The organism is Butyrivibrio fibrisolvens (assembly GCF_037113525.1).
Lineage (GTDB): Bacteria > Bacillota > Clostridia > Lachnospirales > Lachnospiraceae > Butyrivibrio > Butyrivibrio fibrisolvens.
The window spans coordinates 3,508,355-3,529,054 of sequence record NZ_CP146963.1 but is presented as its reverse complement, the minus strand read 5'-3'; the positions used below and the strand labels follow the sequence as shown (position 1 = coordinate 3,529,054).

Annotated in this window: 22 protein-coding genes; 18 read left to right on the top strand and 4 right to left on the bottom strand. The window is 40.3% G+C overall.

Annotation, left to right across the window (positions count from 1 at the left end; all coding sequences use genetic code 11):
• Positions 1–112 precede the first annotated feature (112 nt).
• The 12 genes from WAA20_RS14755 to WAA20_RS14700 all read left to right on the top strand — a co-directional run bounded on the left by WAA20_RS14755 (position 113) and on the right by WAA20_RS14700 (position 10,412).
• Positions 113–1,318: an alanine--tRNA ligase-related protein gene (locus WAA20_RS14755; RefSeq protein ID WP_073388119.1), complete on the top strand. Its 1,206-nt coding sequence runs from the start codon at positions 113–115 to the stop codon at positions 1,316–1,318.
• Position 1,319: 1 nt separating this feature from the next.
• Complete coding sequence (locus tag WAA20_RS14750; protein ID WP_073388121.1) at positions 1,320–2,132, top strand: AzlC family ABC transporter permease; 813 nt, start codon at positions 1,320–1,322, stop codon at positions 2,130–2,132.
• A 2-nt stretch (positions 2,133–2,134) separates the two neighbouring features.
• Positions 2,135–2,449: an AzlD domain-containing protein gene (locus WAA20_RS14745; protein ID WP_073388124.1), complete on the top strand. Its 315-nt coding sequence runs from the start codon at positions 2,135–2,137 to the stop codon at positions 2,447–2,449.
• A gap of 108 nt (positions 2,450–2,557) precedes the next feature.
• Complete coding sequence (gene ispF / locus WAA20_RS14740; RefSeq protein ID WP_073388126.1) at positions 2,558–3,106, top strand: 2-C-methyl-D-erythritol 2,4-cyclodiphosphate synthase; 549 nt, start codon at positions 2,558–2,560, stop codon at positions 3,104–3,106.
• 107 nt (positions 3,107–3,213) lie between these two features.
• A complete protein-coding gene (cysS, locus tag WAA20_RS14735) occupies positions 3,214–4,644 on the top strand; it encodes a cysteine--tRNA ligase (RefSeq protein ID WP_073388128.1) in 1,431 nt (476 codons plus the stop codon).
• Positions 4,626–5,153, top strand: a complete 528-nt coding sequence (locus WAA20_RS14730; RefSeq protein WP_242951182.1) for a ribonuclease III domain-containing protein — start codon at positions 4,626–4,628, stop codon at positions 5,151–5,153. The genes cysS and WAA20_RS14730 overlap by 19 nt, the downstream gene beginning before the upstream one ends.
• A 469-nt stretch (positions 5,154–5,622) precedes the next feature.
• Positions 5,623–6,369: a 23S rRNA (guanosine(2251)-2'-O)-methyltransferase RlmB gene (gene rlmB, locus WAA20_RS14725; protein ID WP_242951183.1), complete on the top strand. Its 747-nt coding sequence runs from the start codon at positions 5,623–5,625 to the stop codon at positions 6,367–6,369.
• A gap of 140 nt (positions 6,370–6,509) precedes the next feature.
• On the top strand, positions 6,510–6,719 hold the full coding sequence (gene rpmE / locus WAA20_RS14720; RefSeq protein WP_073388130.1) for a 50S ribosomal protein L31: 210 nt from the start codon (positions 6,510–6,512) through the stop codon (positions 6,717–6,719).
• Between the two features lie 103 nt (positions 6,720–6,822).
• The gene (locus WAA20_RS14715) at positions 6,823–7,803 is read left to right on the top strand and encodes a DUF1385 domain-containing protein (RefSeq protein ID WP_073388132.1); all 981 of its coding nucleotides are present in this window, start codon (positions 6,823–6,825) and stop codon (positions 7,801–7,803) included.
• On the top strand, positions 7,800–8,642 hold the full coding sequence (gene prmC, locus WAA20_RS14710) for a peptide chain release factor N(5)-glutamine methyltransferase (RefSeq protein WP_073388134.1): 843 nt from the start codon (positions 7,800–7,802) through the stop codon (positions 8,640–8,642). Before WAA20_RS14715 ends, prmC begins: the two co-directional genes overlap by 4 nt.
• Positions 8,643–8,833: 191 nt before the next feature.
• Positions 8,834–9,910 carry a peptide chain release factor 1 gene (gene prfA, locus WAA20_RS14705; RefSeq protein ID WP_073388136.1) on the top strand — a complete coding sequence of 359 codons (1,077 nt, stop codon included), beginning with the start codon at positions 8,834–8,836 and terminating at the stop codon, positions 9,908–9,910.
• Positions 9,911–10,046: 136 nt separating this feature from the next.
• Positions 10,047–10,412 carry an Hpt domain-containing protein gene (locus tag WAA20_RS14700; protein WP_073388138.1) on the top strand — a complete coding sequence of 122 codons (366 nt, stop codon included), beginning with the start codon at positions 10,047–10,049 and terminating at the stop codon, positions 10,410–10,412.
• 208 nt (positions 10,413–10,620) lie between these two features.
• Here WAA20_RS14700 and WAA20_RS14695 read toward each other — a convergent pair whose 3' ends face one another.
• Positions 10,621–11,112, bottom strand: coding sequence for a DUF5721 family protein (locus tag WAA20_RS14695; RefSeq protein ID WP_073388140.1), 492 nt, complete (start codon positions 11,110–11,112; stop codon positions 10,621–10,623).
• 387 nt (positions 11,113–11,499) lie between these two features.
• On the opposite strand from WAA20_RS14695, the gene WAA20_RS14690 reads away from it, so the two are divergent.
• Entirely contained in the window at positions 11,500–12,336 is an 837-nt protein-coding gene (locus WAA20_RS14690; RefSeq protein WP_073388142.1) for a DegV family protein, read from the top strand.
• Between the two features lie 129 nt (positions 12,337–12,465).
• Here WAA20_RS14690 and WAA20_RS14685 read toward each other — a convergent pair whose 3' ends face one another.
• From WAA20_RS14685 to WAA20_RS14675, 3 genes are all read right to left on the bottom strand, one after another.
• Complete coding sequence (locus tag WAA20_RS14685; protein ID WP_073388144.1) at positions 12,466–13,221, bottom strand: LytTR family transcriptional regulator DNA-binding domain-containing protein; 756 nt, start codon at positions 13,219–13,221, stop codon at positions 12,466–12,468.
• A 54-nt stretch (positions 13,222–13,275) separates the two neighbouring features.
• Positions 13,276–13,566, bottom strand: coding sequence for a DUF1294 domain-containing protein (locus WAA20_RS14680; RefSeq protein ID WP_073388146.1), 291 nt, complete (start codon positions 13,564–13,566; stop codon positions 13,276–13,278).
• Between the two features lie 185 nt (positions 13,567–13,751).
• Positions 13,752–15,017 (bottom strand): argininosuccinate synthase, encoded by a 1,266-nt coding sequence (locus tag WAA20_RS14675; protein WP_073388148.1) that lies wholly within the window; start codon positions 15,015–15,017, stop codon positions 13,752–13,754.
• A gap of 621 nt (positions 15,018–15,638) precedes the next feature.
• On the opposite strand from WAA20_RS14675, the gene argC reads away from it, so the two are divergent.
• The 5 genes from argC (at position 15,639) to WAA20_RS14650 (ending at position 20,648) form a co-directional block, all read left to right on the top strand.
• Complete coding sequence (argC, locus tag WAA20_RS14670) at positions 15,639–16,691, top strand: N-acetyl-gamma-glutamyl-phosphate reductase (protein ID WP_073388150.1); 1,053 nt, start codon at positions 15,639–15,641, stop codon at positions 16,689–16,691.
• A 20-nt stretch (positions 16,692–16,711) separates the two neighbouring features.
• Positions 16,712–17,155 (top strand): N-acetyltransferase, encoded by a 444-nt coding sequence (locus tag WAA20_RS14665; RefSeq protein WP_073388152.1) that lies wholly within the window; start codon positions 16,712–16,714, stop codon positions 17,153–17,155.
• An 18-nt stretch (positions 17,156–17,173) separates the two neighbouring features.
• Positions 17,174–18,397, top strand: a complete 1,224-nt coding sequence (gene argJ / locus WAA20_RS14660; protein WP_073388154.1) for a bifunctional ornithine acetyltransferase/N-acetylglutamate synthase — start codon at positions 17,174–17,176, stop codon at positions 18,395–18,397.
• Positions 18,398–18,491: 94 nt separating this feature from the next.
• Positions 18,492–19,370, top strand: coding sequence for an acetylglutamate kinase (gene argB, locus WAA20_RS14655; protein WP_073388207.1), 879 nt, complete (start codon positions 18,492–18,494; stop codon positions 19,368–19,370).
• A 78-nt stretch (positions 19,371–19,448) separates the two neighbouring features.
• Complete coding sequence (locus WAA20_RS14650) at positions 19,449–20,648, top strand: aspartate aminotransferase family protein (protein WP_073388156.1); 1,200 nt, start codon at positions 19,449–19,451, stop codon at positions 20,646–20,648.
• The last annotated feature ends 52 nt before the right edge of the window (positions 20,649–20,700 follow it).

The window sequence follows — 20,700 nt, the reverse complement described above, 5'->3', positions numbered from 1 at the left end:
ATGGATTTTAGGTGAATAGTGCGTTAAAGTGTGATAGAATATATGGAGTTTTATATACTAAATAGCCAGCTTGGGCTTAAGGAAGAGTCTAATTACTTTTGTGGGAGTTTATATGATAGATTCAGGAATTTTTTCAACTATTAAATTATATGATAAGGATGCTTATGCGACTGAGTTTGATGCGGTTGTTTTAAGTACGGAACCTGTAGAAGACGGGCGATTTAAGGGTACAAGCAAGGTTTACCTTGATCAGACACTTTTTTTCCCGGAAGAAGGAGGTCAGGAAGCTGACTTTGGAGCTTTGAACGGGCAGGAAGTTCTTGACGTTCAGATTGAAAAGAGAGACGGCAAAGAGCTTATCTTCCATGTGGTAAAAGGGAATTTTAAAGAAGGCGACAGTGTACACGGCGTTATCGACTGGGAGCACCGCTTTGATCAGATGCAGCAGCATTCAGGCGAGCATATCTTCTCAGGAACTGTTCATAATAAATACGGATATGACAATGTGGGATTCCACTTGAGCAGACAGGTCGTTACCATGGATTTTAACGGGCCTCTTGATGATGAGCAGGTGCTTGATATAGAAAGAGCTGTTAACGAGATAATAGTAAAGAATCTTGAGATACTGGTTTCATGGCCTTCAAAAGATGAGCTTGATAAGCTGGAATACAGAAGTAAAAAGGAACTTGACGGAGATGTAAGGATTGTTACGATCCCCGGAGTTGACGTATGTGCCTGCTGTGCTCCTCATGTTAGAAGGACTGGCGAGATAGGCTTTTTGAAGGTGCTTGGACGTCAGAATTATAAGGGCGGTGTCAGGGTTTTCATTGAATGCGGATTAAGGGCACTTAAGACTCTGGGTAGTGAACATACGCTTATACAGAATCTTGCGGGAAGCCTTACTACTTCTATAGAAAATGTCCCCGGGCAGGTTGAAAAGCTGCAGAATGAGCTTTATGCATTAAAAGGAAGTCTGCAAAAGGCAAGGGCTGAGCTTACCTCTTATAAGCTCAAGGAGATTCCGCAGGATCAAAAGAACGTAACTGTTTTTGTGGATGATATGGACAATAAGTCTGTTCAGAATGCTATTAACGAGCTTACAAGCACTCATAGCGGTTTTTGCAGCTTTTTTGTCAAGACTGATAGCGGATACCGTTTCGTAAGCGGAATTGCAGAGGGTGATGCAAGAAAAGTTGCAGGCGCTTTAAGAGAGAAATTCGGTGCTAAGGGCGGCGGATCTGAGAAAATGGTTCAGGGAAGCCTTGCAGATGCATCAGAAGATGAGATCAGAAAAGTTATAGATCAGATCGAGGGATAACATGGATAATACATCGGAATATCGCAGAGGTCTTAAACACGGTATACCAATCTGTACCGGATATATAGCAGTATCTTTTGCCTTTGGAATAGCAGCCAGTAATAAGGGACTTACTACGCTTCAGGCGGTGATAATGTCTATCACCAATGTCACAAGTGCAGGGCAGTATGCGTCTCTTGATGCTATAAGAGATGGAGTATCGCTTGTGGAGATGGCAATACTTCAGCTTATAATTAATCTTCGTTATATGCTTATGTCTACGGCACTAACGCAAAAACTCTCTCCAAGAACGGGAATTCTTCACAGGATGGCTATTGCTTATGGCGTTACAGATGAGATTTTTGCCCTTAGCGTACTTGGAAAGGGTGAACTTAAGCCTGCGTATTCCTATGGCCTTATCAGTATTTCAATTTTCGGTTGGGTTTTAGGAACTTTTCTAGGGGCTTTTGCGGGGCAGATACTGCCTCCGCTTCTTATAGCATGTCTGGGGCTGGCTATTTATGGGATGTTCATAGCTATAATCATCCCGCCGGCAAGAGATAACAAGGCAGTGCTGGCTGTTGTGATAAGTGCAATGCTCTTTTCCTGTATCATGACCTTTGCACCTGTTCTTAAGAGTGTGAAATCAGGCATGAGAATTATTATCGTTACGCTGATTATAAGCATTGCGGCTGCGATAATCGCGCCTGTAGGGGAAGAGAAGGACAAAAATGCTGATGTTGTAGAAGAAGATGGAGAAGCAGAAGGCAATAGTTCTGACTCTGTGGAAGCTAGAGATTCTGATGTTATAGATAATAAGAAAAAGGAGGCGTGAGCATGATGAATGTGTATGTTTATATTATTGTCATGGCTTTGGTGACTTACCTTATCAGAGTTTGTCCCCTTGTTCTTATAAGAAAAGAGATAAAGAGTCCTTTTATCAGGTCGTTTCTTTATTATGTTCCTTTTGCTACACTTGCGGCTATGACTTTTCCTGCAATACTTATGTCAGATGGACTTAGTCTTGCGGCAGGCATCGCAGGGCTTGTAACTGCGCTTGTTCTTTCATATCTAAGAAAAAATCTTTTGACGGTGGCAGCATGTGCTTGCGGAGCGGCTCTTGTAATTCAAGTGGTTATTAATGTATTATGAATGTCGAAGATTTATAATGAGATAATCTTTGATATAAATCATTTTTGATATAAGTTATTTTGTACTGGTATTTGATATATCTAGTTCAATTAGAAAGGATTTCAATATATGCGTTTAGGAATGGGATATGACGTTCATCGCCTTGTAGAAGACAGAAAGCTTATAATCGGCGGCGTTGAAATACCATATGAAAAAGGCCTGTTGGGACATTCTGATGCGGATGTTCTTCTTCATGCGATAATGGACGCACTCCTTGGCGCAGCTGCGCTTGGAGATATAGGTAAGCACTTCCCTGACACTGACCCTAAGTACAAGGGTGCAGATTCAAGGATGCTTCTTCGCGAAGTTGGCAAGATGCTTGAAGAAAACAGTTTTCTTATTGAGAACATTGATGCGACCATAATTGCGCAGGCACCAAAGATGAGACCTCATATCGATACTATGAGGCAGAATATTGCTGATGATCTTGGAATCGATCTTTCTCAGATCAATGTTAAGGCTACAACAGAAGAGGGCCTTGGATTTACAGGAAGTGGAGAAGGTATTTCTTCACAGGCTATCTGTTGTCTTTCTTCCTTTTTTGAAAAAGGTATGACTGTCTATGACAGTGATAGCGAGCGATGTAGCAGCTGTCCGGGATGTAGTCGTAATTCGTAAGGGTTGGCAGTTACCCGGGCATACTGGATAAGCTATATGCAAAACACGCAGAAAAAGCGCGTTTTTGAGCTTTGCACAAAAATCATACTTTATGGGAGAAAAATACTATGGCACATAAATTTACTTTTTATAATACACTTACAAGAAATGTAGAAGAGTTCAAGCCCAGAGAAGAGGGCAAGGTTTCCATTTATACATGCGGACCTACAGTTTATCACTTTGCACATATCGGTAATATCAGAACATATATCATGCAGGATGCTCTTATCAAGGCGCTTTCATATGCAGGCTACGATGTTAAGAGAGTTATGAACATCACTGACGTTGGACACCTTTCATCAGATGCTGATACAGGTGAAGATAAGATGCTTGCAGGTGCCAAGAGAGAGCACAAGAGCGTAATGGAGATCGCTAAGTTCTACACAGATGCGTTCTTTACTGATTTTGATGCTGTTGGCAATAAGCGTCCTGACGTAGTTGAGCCGGCAACTAACTGCATTCCAGAGTTCATCCACATGATTGAAGTTCTTCTTGAGAAGGGCTTTGCTTATGTAGCAGGTGGCAATGTTTATTTTGATACAAGTAAGCTTAATGAATACTATGTATTCTCTTCAGAAGTAGAAAAAGAGGCTCTTCAGGTAGGCGTTCGTGACGACGTAGAAGAGGATGCAAATAAAAAGAATAAGACAGACTTCGTACTGTGGTTTACAAAGTCCAAGTTCGAAGATCAGGCTCTTAAATGGGACAGCCCATGGGGCGTTGGATACCCTGGCTGGCACATTGAGTGCTCATGCATTTCAATGAAGCATCTTGGTGAGTATATCGATATCCACTGCGGCGGCGTTGATAATATTTTCCCTCATCATACTAATGAGATTGCCCAGTCAGAGAGCTATCTTGGGCATGAGTGGTGCAAATACTGGTTCCACTCCAATCACCTTAATGACCAGTCTGGTAAGATGAGTAAGTCCAAGGGTGCGATACTTACAGTATCCGTACTTAAGGAAAAAGGCTATGACCCGCTGGTATACAGATTCTTCTGCCTCCAGTCTCATTACAGAAAGCCGCTTGTATTTTCTTTTGACGCTCTTGATCAGGCAGCAGCTACATTCAATAAGCTAATTAAGAGAATTGCTGAACTTAAAGAAGAAGGAACAGTTGACGATAATGTATTAAAGAGTTTTGAAGAGAAGTTCGCTGATGCTGTATGCGGTGATCTTAATACTGCAATGGCTATCACAATTCTTTATGATGCTCTTAAGGCAGATACTAATGATGCAACTAAGCTTGCGATCATAGAAAGCTTTGATAAGGTTCTTTCACTTGATCTTATAGGTCATGCAAAGGCTCTTTCTGAAGAAAGCACAAGCGTTGATCCTGAGCTTGAGAAATATGTTCTTGATGCTATCGAAAGAAGAGCACAGGCTAAGAAGAATAAGGACTTTGCTACAGCTGACGCTATTAGAGATGAGCTTCTTGCAAAGGGCGTTGAGATCAAGGATACAAGAGAAGGCGTAGTATGGACAATAAAGGCCTAACTGATTCTAATATGGACCTTAATAATGATGGAATGCAGGATGAGCTAAAAGAAAACCTTTGCGAAAGCGGTAAAATAGCAGATCTTGCGGGTGTTATACGTGATACTTTCGGTCTTAAAAAGATCGATATGAGAACGTATTCACCACTTGCTCTGGCTTTTATTGGCGACAGCGTTTATGAGATAATAATCCGCTCGCTTGTTACCGAGCAGTCCAACAGACCTGCTAATACTCTTAATAAAGCTAAAGTCCGCTATGTTAATGCCGCATCACAGGCATTTATCATAGATTCCATTATGGACAAGCTGTCAGAAGAGGAAGAGGCAGTATATCACAGGGGCAGAAATGCCAAGTCCTATACAAGTGCCAAGAACCAGTCTGTGATCGATTATCGCAAGGCTACAGGACTTGAGGCGCTGTGCGGATATCTGTATCTTGCAGGAAGGCTTGACCGCGTGCTTGAACTCGTTCAGTACGGTGTTAAGCTTCTTGATGAAAAGAAGAAGTAATAAAGATCATACATAATCAGTCATTTGATAAAAGATAGCAATGAATTTTAAATAATTAGATGACGTAAGGGTCAAAAGTCATTTCGATTCGAGCTTGCTCGAAATCGAATATGAATTTATGACCCGCAAAACATGAGCAAAGTAGCACGTAGTGCGGATTTGCGAATGTTTTAGGATTGTGAGAGTTTCGAAGAAACGGAACAATCCGTTAGTCATAAGGTGTCAAAAGGAACTTTTGACACCTACCTCATTAGATTGTTTTATGACGTTTAGATTATATGATCAGGAGATTTAAATGAGAGATAATAATTTTAAAAGAAACGATAATAAAGGTGCTAAGAGCCTTGGTAAAGTATCAGGAAATGGCCGCAGTTTTGATAAAGGTCGTGATAACGACCATGGCAGAGACTTCGGTAAAGACCGCTATAAAAATCGCAGAAATGACTCTGCAGATGATGAAGAGATAGAGATTCCTGCAGATTCTCTTGCTATTGAGGGAAGAAATGCTGTGGTTGAAGCATTCAGAAGCGGCAAGACTATCGATAAACTCTATGTTCTTGATGGCTGCACAGATGGTGCTGTATCTACTATCCGCCGTGAAGCCAAGAAAGCCGGCACTATCGTGAAGTTTGTTTCAAGAGAGCGTCTTGATCAGATTTCTATCACAGGTAAGCACCAGGGCGTTATCGCTTTTGCTGCAGCATATGATTATTCAGAAATAGAAGATATTTTCGCTAAGGCAGAAGCTGAAGGAAAGGCTCCTTTCGTTCTTATCCTTGATAATATCGAAGATCCTCACAACCTTGGAGCTATCATCAGAAGTGCCAATGTTGCAGGAGCTCACGGCGTTATCATCCCTAAGAACCGCGCAGTCGGCCTTACAGCTACAGTTGCCAAGACTTCAGCAGGCGCTCTTAACTACACTCCTGTTGTAAAGGTTACCAATATATCCAAGACTATCGAAGATCTTAAAAAGCGCGGAATGTGGTTTGTATGTGCTGACATGGACGGAAAGCCTATGTATGATCTTGATCTTACAGGCCCTATCGGACTTGTTATCGGTAACGAGGGATCAGGCGTTAGCAGACTTGTAAGAGAGAAGTGCGATATGATTGCTTCTATTCCTGTAAATGGCGAAATCGAGTCTCTGAATGCATCTGTTGCAGCAGGTGTCCTTGCATATGAGATCGTGCGTCAGCGCAGGTTAAAGAAATAAAATTGTACTTGCGTATTGGACATAATTGTGGTATTATTACATAGCTGTCTATGTGGACAGCAGCACAGTCGGAAATTGTGCATTCAAAAAAGATGCGGAATTTTTCGAAAGTTTATTCAGATATAGAGAGGTGAGTAAAAATGAAGCAGGATTTACAGCCAGAATTCTATCAGGCAACAGTTACTTGCAACTGCGGCAATACTTTCACAGTAGGTTCCACTAAGAAGGAGATTCACGTAGAAATTTGTTCTAAGTGTCATCCATTCTACACTGGTCAGCAGAAGGCAGCTTCAGCTCGTGGTCGTATTGACAGATTCAACAAGAAGTACGGCATCAAGGCAGAAGCATAATAGTAAGCCATTGCTTGAGATTCACAGAGAATCCAATGATGAGGTTGAGGCAAAAGCCTCAGCCTCATTTTTTATATTATTACAAACTGGGGGACCGTAAATAATGAAAAAGAAAATTACCCATTATTCGGGAATTGGAGGACAGGCAGTACTTGAGGGAGTTATGATGCGTAATAAGGACCTTTATGCGGTTGCTGTACGCAAACCTGATGGTGATGTGCATGTTGAGATAGATGAATATCATGGAGTTCTGTCAGGCTCACCGCTTCTTAGAATTCCTTTCATCAGAGGTATTTTTGTATTTATAGATTCACTGGTACTTGGTACTAAGGCTTTAAACAGATCTGCAGATTTTTATGAGGACGATGCAGAGGATGCTACAGCAGCTGACAAGGCAGCTGATGCAGTAACAGGCGGCAAGGGAGACAAGTTCTTTTCTGTTATTACAACAGTAGTAGCTTTTGCTTTGGCTATTTTCCTGTTCCTGGTACTTCCTGAAAGACTTTCTGCATGGATGAATGTATATCTTCAGAGCCAGGCACTTCAGGCAGTTGCTGAAGGTATAATAAGAATTGCAATCTTTATCCTGTACATTCTTACGATCACACTGATGCCTGATATAAAGCGTCTTTTCAGATATCATGGAGCAGAGCATAAGTGCATTAACTGTATCGAATCAGGACTTCCGCTTACAGTAGCTAACGTAAAGCGCTCTTCAAGATTTCATAAAAGATGCGGAAGCAGTTTTATTCTGTTCGTACTTGTTGTAAGTATCATATTATTTATGTTCATAAATACTGATAGTATTATGATGAAGCTCTTATATAGAGTGCTGCTTCTTCCTGTAGTTTCAGGTATATCATATGAACTTATCAGGTTTGCTGGAAAAAGTGACAATCCTGTCATATCAATCATTTCAAAGCCGGGTCTCCTTCTTCAGAGACTTACTACCAAAGAACCGGATGAGTCAATGATTGAAGTTGGTATTGCTTCTGTTGAAGCTATATTCGACTGGAGAACCTATCAGAAAGATGTTTTTGGTTTTGATTTTGCAGATGAAGATGAGGAAGACGTTCTGGAATGATTTATTCAGATGTTTATAAAATCGCATCAGACAGACTTAAAGAAGCCGGAGTGCCGGAGTATCAGCTCGACGCCCGGCTTCTTCTTGAGTATGTCTGTGGCACAGACTATAACACACTCTTAGTTCATGGCGACAGGGAAGTGTCACCTGAAGAAGAAAAGAAGTATAATGAACTTATAGAAAAAAGAGCATCAAGGATTCCTCTTGCCTATATAGTAGGGCATCAGGAGTTTATGGGACTTGATTTTACTGTTAATGAGAATGTTCTTGTGCCTAACCAGGATACAGAAACACTTGTAGAAGAAGCGTTAAGAGAAGTTTCTGATGGCATGCGCTTTATGGATCTTTGTACAGGATCAGGATGTATTGCGCTTAGCATCCTTCATTATACGAATGACACCACTTGTGTTATGACGGATATATCCGATAAAGCTATAGAGGTTGCGACAGCTAATAGTAATAACCTTGGTCTTAGCGACAGAACGAAGATCATTAAGACAGATCTTTTCCCACAGGATATTGATGAAAAGTTTGATATGATCGTATCGAACCCTCCTTATATTAAGACTAAAGTTATTGAGACTCTTCCTCCCGAAGTTGGCAAGGGCGAACCTTATATAGCGCTTGATGGCGGAAGTGACGGCCTTGTCTTTTATAGAAGGATTGTAGAGAAAGCTTCTGAATTTCTGTATTCAAGTGGCTGGCTAATGATGGAAATTGGCTATGATCAGGGACAGGAAGTGGCTGAGCTTATGAGAAATGCAGGCTTCCACGAAGTTGAGGTTATCAAAGACCTTGGCGGAAATGACAGGGTTGTCAGGGGCTGTTTGTATAAGTGATTAAGCGTGACTTGATTGGTCAATTAGTTTTTATCATCGAAAAGAAGTAAAAGCTACTTACATTATTATTGAAATGAAGTGATCCAAAATCATAGTTTTTTGATGAAGTATATCTTGACCTGCTTTATTACTAAATTATTGAATCTTTAAATAAAAAACAGTGAAAAACAAATTAGTAGATTGGATTTATTATGTTAGATAAACTTGAGGCGATTCTTCACAGATATGAAGAAATAGGAATGGTACTTACTGAACCTGATGTGGCATCAGATGCTGACAGATTCAGAAAGCTTATGAAAGAGCAAAGCGACCTTACACCACTTGTAGAGAAATACTTAGAGTATAAAAAGTGTAAAGAAGCTATAGAAGACAGTGAGCAGATGCTGGAAGAAGAGACTGATCCTGAGATGAGACAGATGCTCAAGGATGAGTGCAATGAAAATTCTGAAAAGCTCCCACAACTTGAGCAGGATCTTAAGATTCTTCTTATTCCTAAGAATCCTGACGATGATAAGAACGTAATCGTCGAGATAAGAGCCGGAGTTGGCGGCGATGAGGCAGCTTTGTTTGCAGCGGACCTTTATCGTATGTATAACAAGTATGCTGAAGGTAAAGGCTTTAGAACATCCCTCATCAACGTAGAAGATATCGGAATCGGAGGAATGAAGACTGTCAGCTTCATGGTGGAAGGAAGCGGTGCATACGCAAAACTTAAGTATGAAAGCGGCGTTCACAGAGTACAAAGAGTCCCTGTTACAGAATCAGGTGGAAGAATTCATACATCAACAGCTACAGTAGCGGTTATGCCTGAGGTTGAAGATGACGTTGATATCGATATCCCACCGGAAGATGTACGAATGGATATCACAAGAGCATCCGGTAATGGTGGTCAGGGTGTTAATACCACAGACTCTGCCGTAAGACTTACCCATCTCCCTACAGGAATAGTTATCTATTCTCAGACAGAACGTTCACAGCTTCAGAATAAGGCTAAGGCATGGGCTCTTCTTAAAGCTAAGCTCTATGACCTTAAGATCCAGGAACAGCACGACAGCGAAGCTGAACTTAGAAGAAGCCAGATCGGAACAGGAGACCGTTCTGAGAAGATACGTACCTACAACTTCCCTCAGGGACGAGTTACCGATCACAGGATCAAGGTAACACTTCACAGAATAGACGATGTCCTTAACGGAGATCTCGATGAACTTGTAGAAGCACTTACAACTGCAGATCAGGCTGCAAAGCTTCTTAAAATGCAGAACGACTGATCGGATAAATTGATCGATTAGCATGGTAGAGTGATTTACAATGATCACCTGACCCCGAAGTAAATCCGCACTTTTAGAAATATGCATTCATGACCAAGTACCATATGCAGGTATCATACCGGCAAGGAGGTTATCTATGAATGAAGAGTTTAAAAATGATCTTATTAACTGGGGCGTCAACTGGGAAGAAGTCAAAGAACGCCTTGTTGGAAATGAAGATCTTGTAGAGAAATTCATGCTAAAATTTCTAAAAGACCCAAGTATGGAACAACTTCAAAGCGGTCTTGAAAGTAGCAACGCAGAAGAAGCTTTTCAGGGAGCACACGCCCTAAAAGGCGTTGCCAGTAATCTTGCAATGGAAGGCAATGGCTTCCTTGCTGATGTTAAAGAGATAACTGAGATCTTACGCCCCGGAACAATGGATGGCGCTATGGAAGTATATGATAGGATAAGACCCAAGTACGATGAACTGATCAGTATATTAAAAAAATATGCTGAGTGAATAATTCTAAAAGATATCATTGTAGATTCTTTTGGTTTATTGAAAACATATTGTAGAGGCGTGTCTTTTACGATATGTGATTAGAAATATACGATTATAATAATAGACGGTCATATAAAGATATAAGCTTTATATGACCGCCTTTTTGTGCATTAGATGTCGCGCATTTTCAAAGATAATGGAACATAATCCTTGGATACAACATTTTTTAAAGCTCTTCAAATTCAATCTCGTGTGCTGTAAGGAAACGCTTAAATGCATCATCCCAAATCTGCTCATAAGATTTATCAAGTGAAAAAGTCTTAATAGCAGAAGCACTGGTAATAGTAGTAATACCATCCGCAAATTTAACATTGATAACAAAAGCTACATCATTACTTGTTAGCGCTGATGCCTTCTTCTGAAGAAGCGCAGTAGTATGCTCCGGCTTAACCTGCATTACAAACTTAAATCCAAGAGGAGTATGCTTCCCCTTTATAAGCTCAAAACATACATTCTTAATATCAACCCACTTTGAAAGATCATAAGGTGCCTCATCAGCTATAAGATCTCCATAAAACTCTTTATTAACATGCCCATCAATTGTATAAGAATTCCCTGTCTTTATAACTGCTTCTTCAAGCAGAAATTCATCGAAATCACTACCTCTAAGAAGCGTATTCATAAATGCTTTTGTATTTTTGATCTGTAAAACTACCATAGTTAACCCCATGTAAAAGTTATAAAAATTAATCGCACAACCAATAATATCATTTTTAACCATCTTTTTAAACACTGCTTCGAATAACTGCCCAAATATACGATAACTTTCAATTTCAGGAGCGGGGGTGGTAATATCATAAGCCGATTTTGAAAATGTTGCAGTTTTTTCTTAGGGGATTAGGAGCCGAAGTACTGCGTGTCCACGAAGGCGTATAATCCCCTTAGAAAAACCTGTAACATTTTCACATGAGGCTTATGATATTACCACCCCCACTCCTGAAAGGCAAAGCCTTCACAAAGTCCCCCCCATATTTCTAGTTTACGTGCATGCTTCAAGGTGGTATTATGTAGTAATGGAAACTACATTGCTTTATTCGGAGGAATTATGAGTTTTAAGATTGTATACGACAGCTGCTGCGATTTGCCGGTTGAATTTTATAGTGATCCCAGATTTCAGAGCGTTCCGCTTTCATTGGAAGTAGGCGATTATCATATTATGGATGACGAGACATTTGATCAGGCACAGTTTCTTAAACATGTTGCAGAAAGTGAAGAATGTCCTAAATCAGCATGCCCTTCACCGGATAGCTTCATGCAGGCATTCAAGTCAGATGCTGATCATGTATACTGCGTAACTCTTTCGTCCAAGCTTTCAGGAAGCTATAACAGTGCTCTTATTGGTAAGGACCTTTATGAAGAAGAGTACGGAGAAAAGGATATAGCTATAGTAGATTCACTCTCTGCAAGCTGTGGTCTTGGTCTGGTAGCATTAAAGATCATGGAATACGAAGAACAGGGACTTCCATTTGATGAGATAGTAGAGAAGGTATCTGCATTCAGAGATGATATGACAACCTTCTTTGTTCTTGATAATCTTGAAACTCTTAGAAAAAATGGCCGTCTTTCCGGAATGAAGGCTCTTGTTGCAGCTACACTCAGCATAAAACCTGTATGTGAAGGCGTTGAAGGCAATATCGTTCAGAGAGGCCAGGGCGTTGGAATCCGCAAAGCCCTTGTGAAGATGGTCGATCTTATAGAAAAAGAAAGTCATGATACTGAAGAGAGAACTCTTGCAGTATCACACTGCAATAACTATGAAAGAGCTATGCTTGTAAAGGATATGATCCTTGCAAGGAAGAAGTTTAAAGACGCGATAGTGGTTGATACACGAGGCGTAAGCTCTATGTATGCTAATGATGGTGGTATCATAGTTACATATTAAACTAATAGAGTATTTTGCGTATAAACAAAGAAATCTGTTTTTGCTGATAAAATGCAAATTAGATCATAATAAAAGCTCTCGCATTTGGTGCGAGAGCTTTGTTTTTACTTTGATATGGCGGTGCGCCTTTTATGAATCTGTTTTTTGACTGTTTTTTTCAAGTTCAGCCTGTAACTGCTCTTTGATGTGCTTGTTGAATTCCATTGAAAGTCTGAATTTGCTGCCATCATCCATGATCACACTAAAGGCGTTTGTTTTTTGTATATGGCGGATGTTAATGATAGTTGATTCTGAAGCCGGAAGCAGATAATAAAATGGCTCTAAGTCTTCATAAAACATATAGATGGTAGATAAAATAGTGATAGATCTGCCGTCTACAAGCTTTATCTCAATTCTTCCTCCGCCGTTTTGGCAATGAGCGTAAAGGATATCATTACCATTAACATATAAAGTACCGTTGTCATCGCGAAGCTCTATAAGAGGCTCCTTTTTAGATCTGCAATCTTCACATATATCAAGTACTTTTCTAAGCTCATTCTTTAAAATGGGTTTATGCATGAAGATAAAAAGCTCTTTTTCCTCATCAGTAGCCAGCTCTTCGTAATCAATTGAAGAAGTGCACAGAATTATTCTGCCTGTAATGTTGATCTGCCTGAGCTCTCTGGCAACTTCGATTCCGCTCATACCGCTTTCTTCGATATTGGTCATATCTATAAAGATGCCATCGTACATTTGCGGAGTCTGCATGAGAGAAGGTATATTTCCATAAAGATCTATAAAAAAACCTTCGAGACCATCTTTTTTATTCTGATCAGATGCACGCTCTAAAAGCCTCTGCATCTGCTTTCTATCGGCTATATTGTCATCACAAACTGCTATATGCATGAATAATCCCCCGTTTAAATCATCATATGACTTTAGTTTTATAAGTCATTGGCATTACATAAAGCTAAACTCCACATAATAGCACAGCATACCTATAGCTACCATTTGAAGTATAAGGATCAAAGGCATAAATACCAGAAAGTACCAGTGGCGTGTTTTATGTCTGAAAAAGAACATTCCTGTTATGCTTCCTATACTACCTCCTATAAGAGCCAGTATAAAAAGAGTTGATTCAGGTATTCTGTAAGAGCCGGCCTTTGCCTTGTGCTTGTCTATGCCCATGGCGGCGAATCCGGCGAAATTAACGATTGCTATATAAGATGCAATAAGAATTATAGAACTCATGTAAGATAGTTTCCTCCCCCGTATCGTGCCTGCATTCAAGATATTTGAAATAAATATCTGCCCATCAGTGCACAGGATACTAAAGCAAATTGTAACATCTGCAATGTTTATATCCAATGTATAGAATATACAAAAAATAATGGCACCTGGCAAATTTATTGGAAACTGCCGGGTGCCATTCATTATTATTTCTTCTTGGTAGCTGTTTTCTTGGACTTCTTTGCTTTTTCATCAACTTCCTGCATCTTAAGAGCTCGAACCTTAAGTGAAAGACCGAAGAGATTGATGAATCCACTTGCATCAGTGTGATCGTACATATCGCCTGTTGTGAAGGAAGCGATGTCCTGATTATAAAGTGAATATGGTGAAGTTGTTCCTGCTTTAATGATGTTGCCCTTATAAAGCTTGAAGTGAACTTCTCCTGTTACATACTGCTGAGTACTCTCGATGAAAGCCTGAACTGCTTCACGAAGAGGTGTGAACCATTTTCCTTCGTATACGATCTGAGCAAGCTTGTTGCCCATTTCCTGCTTAAGCGCATAGGTATCACGATCGAGGATAAGCTCTTCAAGCTGCTGGTGAGCTTCGTAGAGGATTGTTCCACCGGGAGTTTCATATACGCCTCGGCTCTTCATACCAACAACACGGTTTTCAACGATATCTATGATGCCGACGCCGTTCTTTGCTCCAAGTTCGTTGAGGGTGCGGATGATGTCGGATACCTTCATCTTCTTGCCGTTAACAGTCTTTGGAACACCTTTTTCAAAAGTCATTGTAACATCTGTTTCCTTATCAGGAGCTTCCTGAGGTGTTACGCCAAGTACCAGCATGTGCTTGTAATTAGGCTCTTTTGAAGGATCCTCAAGCTCAAGACCTTCATGAGAAAGGTGCCAGAGGTTACGGTCACGGCTGTAGCTGTTGCTGTGAGAGAATGGAAGATTGATGCCGTGCTTCTTGCAGTATTCTTCTTCATCTTCACGTGACTGAAGCTTCCAGTTAGGATCACGCCATGGAGCAATTACGCGGATATCTGGAGCAAGGGCTTTGAATGCAAGCTCAAAACGGATCTGATCGTTACCTTTTCCTGTTGCACCGTGGCAGATAGCTGTTGCACCTTCTTTTCTTGCAATATCAACAAGACGCTTTGCGATAGCAGGACGAGCCATGGAAGTTCCAAGAAGATATTTGTTCTCATATACTGCATGGGCCTGAACGCAGGGAACTACGTAATTGTCGCAGAAATCATCAGTAATATCTTCTATATATAATTTAGTAGCACCACTTGCTTTTGCTCTTTCTTCAAGACCGTCAAGCTCGTTCCCCTGGCCACAGTCTGCGCATACACATACAACATCGTAGCCGTATGTCTCCTTGAGCCATGGAATAATAGCTGTAGTGTCAAGACCGCCTGAGTATGCAAGTATTACTTTTTCTTTTTTCTTAGCTGCCATAGATATTTCCTCCGTTTATACATGAATAAAAATACTATTACAAAATGTATATTTAATAGTGATATAAAGAATGCAGGATCTATAAAGCATATTAAAAAGATTATAAAACCTGTTTTCTCGATAGAACTATATATGTGACAAGAGTTACTATACTACCACTTAATGTATAATGCAAGAAGAAAATGTATAAATATAAAATTAATTTGAATATTAGTGTATAAATATTAAAAAAGACTTGCATTATTATACAGCCAGTCGTATACTAAGGCATAACTTCCTGAAACATATATAAAAGAAAGGCTATTTTATAGTACTTTTCAAGGATTTATGATTCAGGAGGCTGACAAAGTAATCAATGTAGTTGAATTAAAACCACAAGTTACTGCATTCATAGATCTTTTTTCAAGTATGCAAAAAAGAAATCAATAATATGTAACTAAAAGTAAATGGGAAATTTAATGATAAATACATTATAATAAAATAGTGCGTTAAAGTAAATTTCCATCATATTTATTAGGGTAAAATTAATCTGTTTTATACATGATCAGTCAGCGTCAAAACGCTTTAGCTGAATCAGATCAATGAAAAATATTCTATAAAATGCTGAATTGGAGGTCCTAAATGATAAAGGTAGGAATTATTGGCGCAACAGGTTATGCCGGAGCTGAGATAGTGCGACTTCTGCAGATGCATCCGCAGGCACAGGTTGTATGGTACGGCTCCAGAAGTTATATAGATCAAAAATATGCATCCATTTATCAGAATTTATTCAAATTAGTAGATGCAGATTGTCTTGGCGAAGATATGGACAAGCTCGCTGATGAGGTTGACGTGATATTCACAGCTACTCCTCAGGGTCTTTGTGCATCACTCGTAAGTGAAGAAATTCTTAATAAGGTTAAGATCATTGACCTTTCCGCAGATTTCAGACTTAAAGATGTATCCGTTTATGAACAGTGGTATAAGTTAGAGCACAAGGCTCCACAGTATATAGATGAAGCAGTATACGGCCTTTGTGAGATCAACAGAGATAAGATAAAGGGCGCAAGGATAGTTGCTAATCCCGGATGCTACACAACCTGCTCTATTCTTACAGCATATCCTTTGGTCAAAGAAGGTCTTATCGATCCTGATACTCTTATCGTAGATGCTCTTAGCGGCGTTTCAGGTGCAGGAAGAGGAGCAAAAGTGGCTAATCTTTACTGCGAAGTAAATGAAAGTGCTAAACCTTACGGCGTTGCTAATCACCGTCATACTCCCGAGATTGAGGAGCAGCTTGGATACGCAGCAGGCAAGGAGATTCTAATTAACTTCACACCACACCTTGCCCCTATGAACAGAGGCATTCTTGCTACAGAATATGCAACTCTTAATAAGATAGACGGTAAGCTTCCTACAAAAGAAACTATCCGCGCTGCATATGAAAAGTATTATGGAAATGAGAAGTTTATAAGAATCCTTGATGACGGAGTATATCCTGAAACAAGATGGGTTGAAACTTCTAATTATGTAGATATAGGTTTTAAGATCGATGAAAGAACAGGCCGCATAATCATGATGGGAGCGCTTGATAATCTTGTTAAGGGCGCGGCAGGACAGGCTGTTCAGAATATGAATATTTTATTTGGATTTGAAGAAAGTATGGGACTTGATATTGTACCATGCTTCCCGTGATAAGAAAGAGAGATATGGTAATGGTTCGCGTAATGACAATTGAAGATTATGACCAGGTTTATGCACTTTGGATGTCAATAAAGGGATTTGGAATAAGAAGTATCGATGATTCTAAAGAAGGCGTTGAAATGTTTCTTAAAAGAAATCCTACTACAAGCTGCGTAGCCATTGAAGACGACAAGGTGGTCGGCGCCATCCTTTGCGGTCATGACGGAAGAAGGGCATGCATGTATCATGTGTGCGTTTCATCAGAATATAGAAGAAGACATATAGGCCAGCACATGGTGGACTTTTGCTTAAAGCAGCTCAAAGAGGAAAAAATCTGTAAGGTTGCCTTAAATGCTTTTGTCACAAATGAAGCTGGTAATGCCTTCTGGCAGAAGATGGGATGGACTCTTAGAAATGACATGAACTATTATGACCATGTTATCGATCCTGACAATATTACTATTTTTAATATATAACTCTTGGAGGAAAGTATTATGAAGATCATAGAAGGCGGCGTTACATCGCCTATAGGTTTTAAAGCAGCAGACTGTGCGGCAGGGATCAAATATCAGGGCAGAACAGACATGGCAATGGTCTATTCTGAAGTGCCATGCGAATGCGCAGGAACATTTACAAGTAATCAGGTTAAGGCTGCATGCGTTCTGTGGGATCAGAAGATCGTAAATTCAGGCGATAAGATGCAGGCCGTTGTAGTAAATTCAGGAATAGCTAATGCCTGCACAGGTAAGGAAGGTTTTGATGCCTGCGAAGCTACAGCTAAAGCTGTGGAAAAAGAGCTTTCAGTTCCTTTTAACACAGTTGCAGTAGCATCTACAGGAGTTATAGGAATGCAGCTTCCTGTTGATAAGCTTGTGGCAGGTGTTGAAGCGATGAGTAAGACACTTAGCCATGATAAGGAAGCAGGAACCAAGGCATCCCAAGCCATAATGACGACAGATACAATCAACAAAGAGTATGCAGTAACTTTTGAAGTATCAGGTAAGACTGTTACAGTTGGCGGTATGAGCAAGGGATCAGGAATGATCCATCCTAACATGTGCACTATGCTTGGCTTTGTAACAACAGACCTTGCAATAGACAAAAAGCTCATGCAGGAAGCTTTAAGTGCGGTAATTAAAGACACCTTCAACATGATCACAGTTGATGGTGATACATCTACTAACGATACACTTCTTCTTATGGCTAACGGCCTTGCAGGTAACGATGTTATCACTGAAAAAGGCGAAGATTATGACAAGTTTTATGAAGCTCTTTTTACAGTATGCAGATTCCTTGCAAGAAGAATGGCAGGAGACGGAGAGGGTGCAAGCAAGCTCTTTGAAGCTAAGATAGTTAATGCTAAATCTAAGGACGATGCAAGAACTCTTGCAAGAGCTATTGTTGGATCTAACCTTTCCAAGGCTGCAATATTTGGATGCGACGCTAATTTTGGAAGATTCCTTTGCGCAATGGGGTATTCCGGTGCAGAGTTTGACCAGAATGATGTGGAACTCTTTTTTGAAAGTAAGGCAGGTAAGCTTCAGGTGTTTGACCATGGTAACCCTCTTGATTTTGATGAAGACTTTGCAGTCAAGATCATGAAAGAAGATGAAGTCATGGTAATTGCTGATATGCATGAAGGAAACGAAGAGGCAACCGCGTTTGGATGTGATCTGACATACGACTATGTCAAGATCAATGCGGATTACAGAAGCTGAAGATTATAAATACCAAATATATAGTTATCAAGGTGCAAAAGATATTGATCCCAAAAAAGAAATATCTAAGGAGACTAAAGCAGTGGATAAAGATATGCAGGATGTTATGAAAAAAGCTGAAGTGCTTATCGAGGCACTTCCCTATATTCAGAAATTTAACCGTAAGATCATCGTTGTAAAGTACGGCGGAAGTGCCATGAGTAACGAAGAGCTTCAAAGAAGCGTTATCCAGGACGTTACACTTCTTAAACTTGTTGGATTTAAGCCTATCATCGTACACGGCGGCGGTAAGGCTATCAGCAGCTGGGTAAATAAAGTCGGCAAAGAAGCACAGTTTATTAATGGCCTTAGAGTTACTGATGAAGAGACTATGGAGATTGCCGAAATGGTTCTTTCAAAGGTCAACAAGCAGCTTGTAACGATGGTTCAGGAGCTTGGAGTTAAGGCTATAGGACTTAGCGGCAAGGATTCAGGACTTTTACATGTTCAGAAGAAATATTCAGATGGACAGGATATCGGATTTGTAGGCGATGTAGATAAGGTGGATCCATCAGTTCTTTATGATCTTCTTGACAGAGACTATGTTCCGATCGTAGCTCCTATAGGTCTTGATGATAATTTTGACACCTATAACATTAACGCTGATGATGCAGCTTGTGCTATCGCTAAGGCAGTAGGTGCTGAGAAGCTTGCTTTCCTTACTGATATTGAAGGCGTTTACAAGGATATAAATGACAAGGATTCTCTTATAAGCCGCCTTACATGCTCAGAAGCAGATGAACTTATTTCTTCAGGCCAGATCGGTGGCGGAATGCTTCCTAAGCTTGGAAACTGCGTATCAGCTGTAAGAGAAGGCGTTAACAGAGTGCATATCCTTGACGGAAGGATTCCTCATTGCCTTCTTCTTGAGATCTTCACTAACAGAGGTATCGGAACCATGTTCCTTAATGATACTGACGAACAGGCAGTGTGAGAAGAAAGTAAATGTCTGCACCGTGATGACAGCAGATGATAAATAATTTAGACAGGTTTTAGTGTCAGGAGGAATGGTATGTCTGAAAAAATGAAGGAATATATAGAAGAAGCTGAAAAAGACCTTCTTCATACCTATAACCGCTATCAGGTAGTCCTTGACCACGGTGATGGCGTACATCTTTATGATATTGATGGCAAAGAATATCTTGATTTCGTGTCAGGTATCGCAGTATTTGCCCTTGGTTATAACAATAAAGAATACAATGATGCTCTTAAGGCCCAGATCGACAAGGTTATTCATACATCCAATTATTACTACAACGTTCCTGCAGTGGATGCTGCAAGAAAACTCAAAAAAGTCAGCGGTATGGACCGCGTCTTTTTTACCAATTCAGGAGCAGAGGCTGTTGAAGGCGCGTTGAAAGCTGCCAGAAAATATGCTTTTCTTAAAGATGGAAAAAATGATCATGAAATAATCGCAATGGAGCATTCTTTTCACGGAAGAACCTTTGGAGCTCTGTCTGTAACTGGCAATCCAAAGTATCGTGAAGCTTTTGAACCCATGATAGGCCATGTCCGTTTTGCCAAAATGAATGATTTTGAAAGCATTCTTGAAAACGTAAATGATAAAACATGTGCTATAATCATGGAGACTGTTCAGGGCGAGGGAGGAATATTCCCAGCTCAGGAAGACTTCCTTAAAAAGGTTCGCGCTTTATGTGATGAAAAGGATATCCTCCTTATTCTTGACGAGATACAGTGCGGAATGGGCAGAACAGGATACATGTTCGCATGGCAGAAGTACGGTATAAAGCCTGATATCATGACCTGTGCCAAGGCTCTTGGATGCGGCGTACCTGTTGGAGCGTTCCTTCTTAACGAGAAAGTGGGACAGAACTCACTTAAGGCTGGAGATCACGGCACAACATATGGCGGAAACCCGCTTGCATGCGCTGCTATAAGCAAGGTGCTTGATTTATTTGAGCAGTACAATATAATAGACAATGTGAATTCAGTAGCTCCATACCTTGAAAAAAGGCTTGATGAGCTTGTAAATAAATACGATTTTATAACTACCAGGCGCGGAGCCGGGCTTATGCAAGGACTGGTTTTTGACAGGCCGGTCGCTGATATTATTGTAAAAGCTATGGACAAGGGACTTATCCTTATTAACGCGGGTGCTCAGATAATCCGCTTTGTTCCACCGCTTGTTATCACTAAAGAAAATGTTGATCAGATGATAGACATACTTGATGCATGTCTACAGGAAGTTTGATCATTCTTCAATGTGCGTATACTGTGCCTGGATAATATTGGGAGATTTTTTT